Origin of the sequence: Campylobacter sp. BCW_4332 (assembly GCF_001763175.1) — a bacterium.
GTDB lineage: Bacteria > Campylobacterota > Campylobacteria > Campylobacterales > Campylobacteraceae > Campylobacter_D > Campylobacter_D jejuni.
Window position 1 is genome coordinate 99,746 of sequence record NZ_MJYF01000064.1, and the last position, 12,263, is coordinate 112,008.

Annotated in this window: 12 protein-coding genes; 1 reads left to right on the top strand and 11 read right to left on the bottom strand. The window is 31.6% G+C overall.

Translation table 11 applies throughout. The annotated features are described in order from the left end of the window. Positions 1-42 precede the first annotated feature (42 nt). The 11 genes from dxs to AJN64_RS07895 are packed head-to-tail and all read right to left on the bottom strand — an operon-like array spanning position 43 to position 11,789. Positions 43-1,890, bottom strand: a complete 1,848-nt coding sequence (gene dxs / locus AJN64_RS07845; RefSeq protein ID WP_002861101.1) for a 1-deoxy-D-xylulose-5-phosphate synthase — start codon at positions 1,888-1,890, stop codon at positions 43-45. Next, positions 1,883-2,713 carry a flagellar assembly protein FliH gene (gene fliH, locus AJN64_RS07850; RefSeq protein WP_002880502.1) on the bottom strand — a complete coding sequence of 277 codons (831 nt, stop codon included), beginning with the start codon at positions 2,711-2,713 and terminating at the stop codon, positions 1,883-1,885. The genes dxs and fliH overlap by 8 nt, the downstream gene beginning before the upstream one ends. Positions 2,714-2,720: 7 nt before the next feature. Then, entirely contained in the window at positions 2,721-3,749 is a 1,029-nt protein-coding gene (fliG, locus tag AJN64_RS07855) for a flagellar motor switch protein FliG (RefSeq protein ID WP_002854670.1), read from the bottom strand. Continuing rightward, positions 3,749-5,431: a flagellar basal-body MS-ring/collar protein FliF gene (fliF, locus tag AJN64_RS07860; RefSeq protein WP_002861099.1), complete on the bottom strand. Its 1,683-nt coding sequence runs from the start codon at positions 5,429-5,431 to the stop codon at positions 3,749-3,751. Before fliF ends, fliG begins: the two co-directional genes overlap by 1 nt. A 53-nt stretch (positions 5,432-5,484) precedes the next feature. Next, positions 5,485-6,579, bottom strand: a complete 1,095-nt coding sequence (gene hisC / locus AJN64_RS07865; RefSeq protein ID WP_053872731.1) for a histidinol-phosphate transaminase — start codon at positions 6,577-6,579, stop codon at positions 5,485-5,487. After that, a complete protein-coding gene (pheA, locus tag AJN64_RS07870; protein WP_044779539.1) occupies positions 6,569-7,642 on the bottom strand; it encodes a prephenate dehydratase in 1,074 nt (357 codons plus the stop codon). The genes hisC and pheA overlap by 11 nt, the downstream gene beginning before the upstream one ends. Continuing rightward, positions 7,636-8,397, bottom strand: a complete 762-nt coding sequence (locus AJN64_RS07875) for an HAD-IIA family hydrolase (protein WP_044793926.1) — start codon at positions 8,395-8,397, stop codon at positions 7,636-7,638. The genes pheA and AJN64_RS07875 overlap by 7 nt, the downstream gene beginning before the upstream one ends. A 1-nt stretch (position 8,398) precedes the next feature. Beyond that, complete coding sequence (gene lysA, locus AJN64_RS07880; protein WP_044793925.1) at positions 8,399-9,607, bottom strand: diaminopimelate decarboxylase; 1,209 nt, start codon at positions 9,605-9,607, stop codon at positions 8,399-8,401. 43 nt (positions 9,608-9,650) lie between these two features. After that, positions 9,651-10,709, bottom strand: a complete 1,059-nt coding sequence (locus tag AJN64_RS07885) for an LptF/LptG family permease (RefSeq protein WP_070283892.1) — start codon at positions 10,707-10,709, stop codon at positions 9,651-9,653. A 1-nt stretch (position 10,710) separates the two neighbouring features. Continuing rightward, complete coding sequence (pth, locus tag AJN64_RS07890) at positions 10,711-11,256, bottom strand: aminoacyl-tRNA hydrolase (protein ID WP_002854409.1); 546 nt, start codon at positions 11,254-11,256, stop codon at positions 10,711-10,713. Then, positions 11,253-11,789, bottom strand: a complete 537-nt coding sequence (locus tag AJN64_RS07895) for a 50S ribosomal protein L25/general stress protein Ctc (protein WP_002791314.1) — start codon at positions 11,787-11,789, stop codon at positions 11,253-11,255. Before AJN64_RS07895 ends, pth begins: the two co-directional genes overlap by 4 nt. Positions 11,790-11,922: 133 nt before the next feature. On the opposite strand from AJN64_RS07895, the gene AJN64_RS07900 reads away from it, so the two are divergent. After that, positions 11,923-12,261 carry a DMT family transporter gene (locus AJN64_RS07900; RefSeq protein WP_002880510.1) on the top strand — a complete coding sequence of 113 codons (339 nt, stop codon included), beginning with the start codon at positions 11,923-11,925 and terminating at the stop codon, positions 12,259-12,261. Positions 12,262-12,263 lie beyond the last annotated feature (2 nt).

Below are 12,263 nucleotides of genomic sequence, written 5' to 3' on the forward strand. Positions count from 1 at the left end.
TTTTATTAAAAGAAGTTTATATTAAATAATATTTTTTATTATTTAATGATAAAATTTTAAAACTTTCGTCAACAAACTATTGACATCTTTTTCTAGATTTTTTTCCACCTCACTTGTTTTTCCATGTTCAATAAATTTGTCTTCATATTCAAAGCTAATAACTTTTACATGCAAATCATATTTTTGTAAAAAATTATTAATTAAACTTTCTATACCGCCAATTTTAACATTTTCACTAAAAATAAACCAAATTTTACTTTTTTTAGCAAGCTCACGCAAAAGTTCTTCATCTAAAGGTTTAGCAAAAATTAAATCGATCAAATTAGCATTATTATTCATTTCTTGCAAGGCTCTTAAAACTTGCCACGCTTTTGCCACACCTTGTCCATAACCTAAAAAAGCAATTTCACTACTATTTTTTACAAGCCATTGTGCCTTACCAAGTTTTATCTCACAAGGATTAAATTCTTTATCCAAAATAAAACTCCCTCTAGGATAACGAAAAGCAATAGGTCCTTGATGTAAATAAGCGTACTCCATTATATTTTGCATCATTTGCTCATCTCTTGGGGCTAAAAGAGTGAAATTTGGCAAAGGAGCTAAAAAACTAAGATCAAAAACACCTTGATGTGTCTCCCCATCTTCACCTACTATCCCTGCTCTATCCATAGCAAAAACCACATTTAAATTCATAATTGCACAATCATGGATCACTTGATCATAAGCACGCTGCAAAAAGGTGCTATATATTGCAATAAAAGGTTTAAATCCTTCTTTTGCCATAGCAGCCATAGAAGTTACTGCATGCTGTTCTGCAATAGCCACATCCCAAAAACGATTTGGATATTTTTCTATAAGCTTATCAAGACCTGTTCCACTTGGCATAGCCGCCGTAACCCCAACAATATTTTCATATTTTGAGGCTAAATCAAGCAAATTCTTAGAAAAAATTTCAGTAGCAGATTTTTTAGTATCACTTTTTTTAACACTCTCTCCACTATCTATATCAAAAGCTCCCACCCCGTGCCATTTAGCATGTTTTCCTTCGGCTAAAGCATAGCCTTTACCCTTTATGGTTTGAGCATGTATCACACAAGGCTTTTGCATAGCTTTTGCTTGTTTTAATGCAGAAATAATTTCACCTAGATTATGTCCATCAATAGGCCCTATATATTCAAGCCCTAATTCTTCAAACAAAAGCCCAGGAGTAATAAGTTTGAAACTCTCTTCAAAACGCTTGGCCATATAAGTAGCACTATCAGGCAATATATCCAACATTTTAGCAATACGCTTTTTAAAACTTTGATAAAACTGCGTTGCCATAGCCTGAGAAAGATACTTTGAAATTGCTCCAATTGGTTTTGAAATACTCATTTCATTATCATTTAAAAGTATTACGCAAGGAAATTTAGAATCACCCAATTCATTTAAAGCCTCATAGGCCATACCCGCACTTAAAGCACCATCTCCAATCAAAGCAACAGGAATACGCTTTTCACCTTTTAAAGCAATGGCCTTACAAGCACCTACTGCCAAAGAAATAGAGGTGCTAGAATGCCCTGCTACAAAATAATCTCCCTCGCTAGGTTTTGTATAACCGCTCAAACCATTGATTTGTCTTAAAGTATCAAATATTTCTTCTTTTCCGCTTAAAAGCTTGTGTGTATAAGATTGATGTGACACATCAAAAATAAAAGGATCTTTTTTTGCATCAAAAACCAAATGCATTGCTATACTAAGTTCTACAGCACCCAAATTTGAACTTAAATGTCCACCATTTTTACTCACAACTTGTATGATTTTTTCACGTATAGATGCTGCTAAATTTTCTAATTCTTTTAAACTTAGCTTTTCTAACTCTTCTTGAGTATGGGCAAATTTTTTACTCATTATTCACCATTTTTTTAATTTTAGTTAGACGAGAGTTAAGATTGGACTCTATATTGCCTGCGTCACTTATAATAATAACACTTCCTTTACTAATTGCATCATCAAGACTTATTTTAATATGAGCATTCTGATCAAATTGCTCTTTTAAATACTCATAATCCTCTGCATTAACCTTAAGCTCAATTGCACTAGCACCCTTAAGCTCGCCGATTAAATCTTTGGCCAAAGCATAAGCTATCTTACTTGAATTTAGTTCAAGTTCTTTTAAGATTACTTCTTTAGCGATATCTATAGCAGTATCTGCTAATTCTTTCTCGTTTTTTTCTATAAAATTTTCAAGATTTTCACAAGCATTATCGAGCTTGGCTATACTTTTTAAATACTTATCTTTAAAATCACTCAATTCCTTTTGAAATTCTTCTTTTGCTTTCTCATAACCTTCTTTGGCAAATTTTTCTTTAGCATTTTCAAGTTCTGAATTTAAGCGGTTATTAAATTCATTCTCTTGACTTTCTATTTGCATTTGAAGTTTAATAATATTGCTTGACATTTCATCTGTTTTTTTAAGCAAATCTTCAACAAAACTTGGTTGAAATGTTGGAATTTGAGTTTCCATAACAGCTTGCGTAGGGGCAATAGCATGATTTTCTTCGACTGGTTTTTCATCATTTAAAGATATATTAGCATTTTCTTCATCTGGAGTTTGAGTATGTTTTTTTTCACCTGTATGATTATCAAATTCTGAAATAACTTTAAAACGATATCCTTCAACAACATGCTGATCAGAAGCCCCACCAGAAATTACATTGCTACGATTAACCATCTCTCACCTACTCTATCATTTCATCCGCATCGCCTGTTTGAACAAGACCTTGTTCTGCAAGTTTTTGCACCACTTCAACAACCTTTCTTTGTGCATCTTCAACATCTTTAACACGCACAGCACCCAAAAAACCCATTTCTTCAAGAAAAGCTTCGCTTGCACGCGTAGACATATTGGCTAAGAATTTTTGCTTTAACTCTTCACTTGCGCCTTTTAAACCTATCATTAAATCACGCTTATCAGCTACTTTTAAAATTTCTCTTATAGCTTGAGTACTAAGTTTTTGTATATCATCGAAAGTGAACATAAGCTCTTTAATAGTCTCTGCTAAGCGTTCATCACTTTGTTCAATATAAGTAATGGTTGATTTGCTTGCTTTTTGACCCAAACGATTAAGCACTTCTGCTACTGCTCTTGGGCCGCCCACTTCAACCTTATAAGAGGTAAGACTTTCAAGCTTGCTTTCTAGCACTGCAGAAACTCTTTTAATAATACTTGGAGAAATATCGCCAAGATTTGCCATTCTTATAACCACCTCAGCCCTTAATTCATCACTAAAATACTCTAAAGTTTCTGCCGCATGAATAGAATCCATATGTGCCAAAATAAGAGCGATGGTTTGTGGGTGCTCTTTAGTAATAAAGTCTGCAAGTTGCTGTGGTTTAATTTGCGCCAAATAAGCAAAATTTTGATTATTCTCCATACTTTTAGTGAGTTTTTCAAGAATTTTATTTGCAATCTCTGGCCCAAAAGTACGAAAAAGTATTTCTTTAGCATATTCCAAACCACCACTTTTAATATATTGATTTGATTGAAGCAGAGTGTAAAATTCTTCTAAAACTGCAGTAGCTACGGATCTATCAACATTTTTAGCCATAGCAATATAACGTGAAATTTCTGTAATTACATCAATTTCCATATGTGAAAACACAGAAGTTGTTGCATCTTCGCCAAGTTGTATAAGAAATATCGCCACCTTTTCAGGCATCGATAAATCATCATAGACCATTTTTTGTTCTTCACTTAGCTTTATCATCACATATCCTTTTCACCAAATTCACTATCGTTTTGAATTAAATTTTGCAAAAGTGCAGCAATTTCCTCGCTTTTATCACTTACCAAACCACGCAATTTTTCAAGCAAAACCTCATACTGGATAGAATCTTCATTGAAATTATCTCCGAAACCAAGTTGTTCTTCAACTTTTTTCCTTGCTGCATTCATTTTTTCCAAAGTATCTTCAACATCATCTAAAACAGCATTTGGACCTTGCTGCATTTCTTCTTGCGCTGCGACATCTTCAAGCATTTTTTGAGTAAATGGAGTAATAACTTTTTTGTAAAAAATAAAAAGTAAAATCGCTGCAATAAAATACTTAACCGGTGGAATAAACGGCTCAATAAAACGATTATAAAAAGTTTTAACTTTACTCTCAACTCTAATCGACTCACGATGAAATGGTAAATTTTGAACTACAACACTATCACCTCTAGTAGCGCTAAAATTAATAGTATTTTTAACTATACTCTCAACACTTGCAAGCTCTTCTTTGGTTAATGGAACATATTCGCTTTTCACATCCCCATTTTCATCAACCACATCTTGATATTTTCCATCTATAGTAACAGCTGCTGAAGTGCGTAAAACTGTTGCAAATTGTTTTTTGGTATTTGTAATAGTTTTAGAAAGTTCATTATTCGTAGTAACTTGATTTTTTTTATAAGTGTCAATTTGACCCTTATTGTCAAGTCCTTCAACAGGACCTATATTAGAAACAGCACCTGGAACACCCTGAATTTCTGGATCTTTTCTACCTGTTCTTTCCTCGTTTAAAGTTTGCTCGCTACGCACTATAGGATTTGGATCATAAATTTCACTTTGAGATTCTTGCTTGGAAAAGTCAAAATCTATATTTACACTCACTTTTACTTTATCCATACCACCTGCAAAAGGAGCTAAATTTTCTATAATCTTATCTTCTAAAGCTTTTTCTTGATCACTTTTAAATTTAATTTGCGCACGAACCAAATCATCTTCATATGCTTCTTGCTCATCTAAAGGCACACCACTTTGATCACTAATCTTAACATTTTCTTTAGTAAGTTTTGGAACCGCCGCTGAAACAATATTTTTTATACCATCAATTTGTTTTCTAGTAAGCTTTAAGCCTTCGCGAACATTAACAACAACTGAAGCTGTAGGCGGAATTTGCCTTTCGGTAAAAACACTATCTTTAGGAAATGCTATGTGTACAACAGCGCTACGAATAGGTTCTAAAGTCTCAATAGTTCTTGCAAGTTCGCCTTCTATGGCTCTTTGGTATTTTACCTTTTGTTCTTCATTTGTAGCTCCAAAAGCTTGAGTATCAAAAGCTTCAAAACCCACGCGACTATCTTTTATAAGACCTTCGCTTGCAATAAACATTCTTTGACGATAAACCTGATCTTGTGGAACTAAAATTTTATTTTCACTTTCTAATTTATAGGGAATATTATTTTGTTCAAGTTTAGCTACAATTGCAGCAGAAGAACTTGGACTTACATTTTCAACTAAAACTGCATATCCATTATTTGCATTACTACCACTTCCGCGAAATAAAGCTAAAAAAACCAAAAACCCAACCACCACTACAATAGATGCAGCAATCACTATACGCTGCTTGCGAGTTAAATTTTGATAAAGTTGCCCAATTTGATGAAACATATTTTTAAAATCCATTAATTCTCATCCCTTAGTTTGGCGAATTTTACATATTTTTATTTGATTTATATCTATCTTAAAATCTTATCAAATTCTGTAAAAAATCTTTCATTTTCATAAGATGTTCCTATAGTAATGCGTATAGCATTTAAACCATAGCTTTTTAAATTTCTTATTATTATACCCTTTTTAAGCAATTTTTCAGACAAATCTGTACTATTTTTTTCATCAAAAAAATAAGTGATGAAATTTGTATAACTATCAATGATTTTGATATTATGTTTTTTAGCAAATTCTTTATAAAGCTCCATTTGAGAAAAATTATTCTCTAAAGTTTTTTCAGTAAATTCATCATCATCCATTGCTGCAACTGCTGCTTTTAAAGCAAGATTGCTCACATTAAAAGGCGCACGAAGCTTGTAAAATGCACTAATAATACTAGCATCAGCTATGCCATAACCAATGCGTAAGCCTCCTAATCCATAAAGCTTGGAAAAAGTTCCCAAATAAAGTACATTGTCAAATTCTTTAATCAATTCACAAGGTTCTAAATGTTTTTTGCTATCTTTAAAACTTGCAAATTCATTATAAGCTGCATCAATCACAACTAAACAATCCTCCTCCACACCTTTAATAAATTTGGTCACTTCACTTGCATCCAAACACTCGCCTAAAGGATTGTTTGGCAAGCATAAGAAAATAAGTTTAATCTCATCTTTATGTATTTCATAAAGTTTTTTAAATTCATCTAAATTATGAGTAATGCTTTGAGTTTTATAGCACTTTGCACCGCATTGTTTGGCATAAATTTCATACATAGCAAAGGTAACTCCAGCTTGCAAAAAAGCATTTTTAGAATTTAACTTAGCATGTATAGCAAATTCAATCACTTGATCACTGCCTGCACCAATAATAATATTTTCATTTTGAACTTTGTATTTTTGAGCCAATATGCTTTTAAGTTCTATCATACTATCATCAGGGTAAAGATGAGCTTTGTTTGCATTTTGTCTTAAACATTCTATGGCTTTTGGTGGCGTACCAAAAGGATTTTCATTACTTGCTAATTTTATCACTTCTTTAACGCCATATTCTTTGGCAATAACTTCTATATCTTTTCCGGGTTCATAATTGCTTAAATGACTTAAAAATTCATTAAATTTCATCTTTTTCTCCTGATAAATAAGATCCAAGCCAAACAATCTCTTGTATATCTTTTAAAGCTTTTTTTACATTTTCATCATCAATATGCCCTTCAAAATCTATATAAAAACTGTGTAAAAATTCTTTTGATTTTACAGGACGAGATTCAAGCTTGGTAAGATTGATATTTTCTTTTTTAAACTGCTCTAATAAAAAGCTAAGCCCCCCAGGTTTATGTGCTGTGTGTGCTAAAATAGAAGTTTTGCAATTTGGTATTTTAGGATTTTTAATATCGCTTAAAATTAAAAATCTTGTTTTATTGGCTGCATTATCTTCTATTTTATCAAAAAGCACAGGCACATTATAAAGCTTAGCCGCTATTTTAGAGCAAATTGCTGCTGCATATTTATCTTGCGAAGCTAGATAAGCCGCATTAGCTGTAGATTTTGAAGGAACAAATTCTATAGCACTAAGTTCATGACTTTCTAAAAATTTACGACATTGATTATAACCTTGTGGATGCGAATAAATACGTTTGATTTCTTTTAAATTTTCATTAATTCCCACAAAAGAATGATGAATATCCATATAAATTTCACCAAAAATTTTAAGCTCATTATACCTACCTAGACAATCTAAAGTAATACCTACTGCACCTTCGGTATTATTTTCTATAGGCACAACACCGTATTTTGCTTCTTTGTTGCTTAACTCTTTAAAAACATCTTCGATATTAGCCAAGGCTATATAACGACTCATCGCTCCAAAACGACTTCTTGCTGCTTGATGAGTATAAGTTCCTTCAGGCCCTAAATAAGCTATAGTTTGAGGCATTTCTAAATTTCTTGAAACTGCAAAAATTTCTTGATAAATTGCCTCTATGGCATTTTGATCTAAAAGTCCTAAATTTGCATTTTTTAAACGATTGATAATGGCTCTTTCGCGCTCAGGACGATAAATACTTCCCCCGCTACTTTGTTTAAGCTCGCCTATGCTTTTAACATAAGTCATTCTTTCGTTTAAAAGTTCTAAAATTTTATCATCAACCGCATCGATTTTATTTCTAAATTCTTCTAAATTTAGCATTTTAGCTCCTTTAAAAACTCAAAAACACTAGGATAAACTCCATCAAGCAAATCCGTATCAAGCCCTTTTGTGTCGCTTATTTTGCCGCTTAAAACTAGTAAGGTTTTCATGCCGAGTTCTTTTGCCTTAAGCAAATCTCCTCTAAAATCATCACTAATGATTTTAATATCTTCAAAATCGATTTTTGAATTTTGTCTTCTTATCAAATTTAAAGCTTCTTTATAAAAAGCAATGCTAGGCTTACCCACAACCTCGTATTTAAAATCAATAGCATTTTTAAGCATAGCCATAATGCTACCTACACCAGGATAAGGCCTGCCATCTTTTTTATAAATGCTAGTTTCGTGCATAGCTATAAACCTAACTTCTCTTCTAGCAAATTCTATCATAGTGGCAAAATCTTTAAATTTAAAATCATCATAACTAGCTACAAGCACAGCACTAGGATTTACAAAATCAAATTCAAAACCAAGATTTTCAAGACTTTTTACAAACTCATCTGCACCAAAAGCCGCAACTTTACAAGGTTTTAAAAGGTGTTTTAAAACGCTAAAAGGATCAATATAAGCATTTTCTTTTATAGCCAATCCTTTTTGCTGTAATTTTTCTAAAAAATCAAGTTTTTTTGTATTGTTAGTAATAATAACATAAGGAAGATTTTTTGCATTTAAAAAATCGATCAATTCTTTAGCACCATGGATTAAACTCTTATCATGATCAGAAATTAAAGTCCCTTGAACATCTAAAAAAAACATTTTAAGCCTTTAAAAATTTCTCTTCTAAAGCGATTTGATCTTCAAAATTTTCTCTTTGACGGATCAATCTTACCTGTCCTTCTTCGAGGGCTAATTCGCAAACTTTATTACGAGTATTGTAATTACTACTCATGCTAAAACCATAAGCTCCAGTATTTTTAATAACCATTATATCACCACTTTGAGTGCTGGGTAAAGACCTTGCTTTAGCAAAAAAGTCTCCACTCTCACAAATTCCGCCCACAACATCACATAAACTCTCTTGAGCTTGATTATAAGGTAAGATTATTTCATGATAAGCCTCGTATAAACTTGGGCGTATAAGATCATTCATCGCTCCATCTACTACAACAAAACGCTTGATTTTATTTTGTTTTTCATAAAGCACTGAACAAACAAATTCTCCACTTTTAGCAACTAAATACCTTCCAGGCTCCATTCCTATAGTTAAATCAAGCCCATGAAGTTGTGCTAATACACCTTGTGCATAACTATAAAGATCAACTTCACACTCATCTTTTTCATAAGCCACACCCAAACCACCGCCTATATCAAAAAATTTAAGATCGATTTGCAAGGCTTTTAACTCTCTTACAAGTTTTGCAACGATGCCTGCTGCTTCATGAATAGGAGAAATATCTAAAAGTTGCGAACCTATATGAAAATGTACTCCAACGGGCTCTAAAAAAGATGAATTTTTTGCATAAAGATACATTTTTCTTGCTATGTCAATTTCAACACCAAATTTATTTTCATTTAATCCTGTAGAAATATAAGGATGGGTTTTTGCATCAACATTTGGATTAACACGAATGCTAATTCTTGCTTTTAGATTAAGTTCTTTAGCTACACTTTCTAAAAGCATCATTTCAGCTTCGCTTTCAAGGTTAATATATAAAATATCATATTCTAAAGCTTGTCTTAACTCTTCTTTGGTTTTTCCTACTCCACTAAAAATAATCTTATAAGCTTTTGCCCCTGCTTTTAAGGCACGCTTTACCTCGCCTATACTCACACAATCAAATCCACTATCTAAATTTGCAAGCATTTGCAACAAACTTAAATTTGAATTGGCTTTTACAGCGTAAAAAATTTGAGATTTTCTAGCCTTAAAAGCCTCTTTGAGATTTAAAAAACGCTCTTTTATGAAATCAAAATTGTAAATATAAAAAGGAGTATTAAATTCTTGCTTTAATTGTTTATAATCCATATTTAACCTTTAATTTTTATAATTTTACTACACAAAGCTTAATTTATCGATGCTTATAATACATATAAGCACTTAAACAACCCAAAATTATAATAGGCGCTACAATGCCAATTTCACTTGCAATCACACTATTTTCGCTTAATCTAGCAAGCAAAAACAAGACTCCCCAAATCATCAAAGTCGCTACAAAAGCTATAAAAGTTACAAAAGCAAGATTAAAAAATCTTGCTATTACAGGAAAAAAATAATACATAATAAGCATTAAAAATGGTGCAAAAAAAGGAGTAAAAACAAATTTATAAAGATTGATTTTAAGAGCATCTGTATTGACATTTTGTGCTTTAAAAAGCTCAAAACTTTCAAGTGCATCAGATATTGAATAATCACTATTACTAGCAACCCCTTCTATAATCTTTGGTTTAAAACCCTCAAGTGATTTAAGCTCGGAGAAATCTTGTATTTTTAAACCATCATTAGCAAGTTCATAGTTTTTAGGTAATAATGTAATATTACCATCTCGCAAAATCCAACTTTCACCTTCAAAATGAGCATTTTTAGCACTTACAAAAGAACTTAAATTTAAATCATTGATATTAAAAATTTTTATATTTTGAGCACTATTTTGTCCATTGTTTATCTTTGAAATATAAACAAAATTATTGTTAAATTTCAAAAACACTTCTCCACTTTGATTCATAATAGTGCCATTTTTTAAAATATTTCTCTTATAATCATTTGCATAAGCAAAAGAAGTAAAATTCAATCCTATATAAACACAACAAAAAAATAAAGCCCATAAAAAAGGAAATAAAATAACATAATTTCTGCTCAGTCCTAACGCATAAAGACTTACAAATTCATTTGCTCTGATCATAGAAATCAAAGAAACTACCAAGGCAAAAATCAAAGAAATGGGTAATACATAAGGCACTGCCGAGAAAGATAAAAACATAACATAAAGCAAATCAAGATTTGCGGCTTTTGGTAGATCTTTAAAATTTAAGAGCAAATCAATACCGCAATAAAAACCAAGTAAAGAAAAAAATATGATAAAAAAATTTTTTAGATAAATCCCTGAAATAAAACGAAAAAATATCCACATCTTAAGCCTTTAGGCTGTATTTGGATGATATAGCAGACAAATCATCATTTTCAATAAGCTCAAGCAAAGCTTTTTTTGTATGCTCTAAAACTTTGCTTAAGGTTATTTCTTCTTCGGGTTTAAATTTACCTAAAACATGGGAAATCACATTTTCACCCTTTCCCACTCCTATACGCACTCTTTCATAATCATTTCCACATAAAGTATCTATGCTTTTAAGCCCATTATGTCCACCACTTGAACCGCCTTTTTTAAAGCGCAAGGCTCCTAAATTTATATCTATATCATCATGGATAACTATCATTCTTTCGCATTTATAAAAATCATTCACTGCTTTTACACTAAGTCCTGAATTATTCATATAAGTGCTAGGTTTAAGAAGAAGTAAAGAAGAACCTATTTTAAAAAGTTCTCCTTTAAATTTAGAGTTTGTAAGATTTGTAAAATTGCTTTCTTTTAAAAGCAAATCAATTAGCATAAAACCGACATTATGACGGGTATTTTCATACTCTACGCCTATATTGCCAAGCCCTACGACTAAAATCATCTAGCTTTTTCTACACCTACAACCGCTACTCTATCAGCATCAATCATAGTTACTCCCGCAGGAACTACAATATCACGAACAAGTAAAGCATCACCCACATCAAGTTTACTTACATCAAGTTCGAAAAAATTTGGTAAATTTTCAGCTGCACATTTTACTTTTAATCTTCTTTTTGATTGGATTAAAACACCTTTATTTTTAAGACCTATAGCTGTTCCTGTGATTTTAACTGGAACCATGTATTTAGAAATCACACCTTTTTGTGCAACTTTTAAATCCACATGTTTAAGTTCTGCAGTTACAGGATCTTTTTGATAATCCACAACTACAACACTTAAAGTTTGAGAACCTACTTTTACATCAAAAATTAAAGTAGTTTTTTTACGAACTTCTTTAATAAACTCATTTACTTTAAAAGCGGCATTGATATTTTCTAATCCTTTTCCATAGATGTTTGCGATTAGATAACCATCTCTTTTTAAAGCTTTAGCAGCTTTTCTACCGATACTCTCTCTAACGATACCTTCTAACATCTTTTGTCCTTTCTTAAAAAATGAGCTTTGATTATATCTAATTTTGGCTTATGGAAAAGTAAATTTATAGCTTCTTTTAATTTCTTTAAGATATAATTTGTTTTACAAATATTATGTTAATTTAAGGCTTCATGTGAATGAAAAATTCAATATCAATATAGCTTGGTTTTTAATAATCTTAGGTGGGATTATAGAATGCTTTTGGGTAAGCGGACTTAAATATTCTACAGAAATTTGGCATTATATTTTAACAGCCATTGGAGTTTGTATTTCTTTTACTTGTTTTTTAAAAGCTTGTGAAAGACTTGAAGTAAGCATTACTTATAGTGTTTTTGTAGGCATTGGCACTATAGGAGTGGTTTTAAATGAAATGTTTATTTTTAACGAGGCTGTTTCTGTAATTAAACTTGTGCTTATAGCGATTTTACTTTTAAGCATTATAGCCCTTAAACGGGTAAGCAAGGAAGCTTAGTT

What these genes read in the sequence shown, in the direction of transcription:
- dxs (WP_002861101.1), bottom strand. Translation starts at nt 1,890, where the DNA reads ATGAGTAAAAAATTTGCCCATACTCAAGAAGAGTTAGAAAAGCTAAGT.
- fliH (WP_002880502.1), bottom strand. Translation starts at nt 2,713, where the DNA reads ATGGTTAATCGTAGCAATGTAATTTCTGGTGGGGCTTCTGATCAGCAT.
- fliG (WP_002854670.1), bottom strand. Translation starts at nt 3,749, where the DNA reads ATGATAAAGCTAAGTGAAGAACAAAAAATGGTCTATGATGATTTATCG.
- fliF (WP_002861099.1), bottom strand. Translation starts at nt 5,431, where the DNA reads ATGGATTTTAAAAATATGTTTCATCAAATTGGGCAACTTTATCAAAAT.
- hisC (WP_053872731.1), bottom strand. Translation starts at nt 6,579, where the DNA reads ATGAAATTTAATGAATTTTTAAGTCATTTAAGCAATTATGAACCCGGA.
- pheA (WP_044779539.1), bottom strand. Translation starts at nt 7,642, where the DNA reads ATGCTAAATTTAGAAGAATTTAGAAATAAAATCGATGCGGTTGATGAT.
- AJN64_RS07875 (WP_044793926.1), bottom strand. Translation starts at nt 8,397, where the DNA reads ATGTTTTTTTTAGATGTTCAAGGGACTTTAATTTCTGATCATGATAAG.
- lysA (WP_044793925.1), bottom strand. Translation starts at nt 9,607, where the DNA reads ATGGATTATAAACAATTAAAGCAAGAATTTAATACTCCTTTTTATATT.
- AJN64_RS07885 (WP_070283892.1), bottom strand. Translation starts at nt 10,709, where the DNA reads ATGTGGATATTTTTTCGTTTTATTTCAGGGATTTATCTAAAAAATTTT.
- pth (WP_002854409.1), bottom strand. Translation starts at nt 11,256, where the DNA reads ATGATTTTAGTCGTAGGGCTTGGCAATATAGGCGTAGAGTATGAAAAT.
- AJN64_RS07895 (WP_002791314.1), bottom strand. Translation starts at nt 11,789, where the DNA reads ATGTTAGAAGGTATCGTTAGAGAGAGTATCGGTAGAAAAGCTGCTAAA.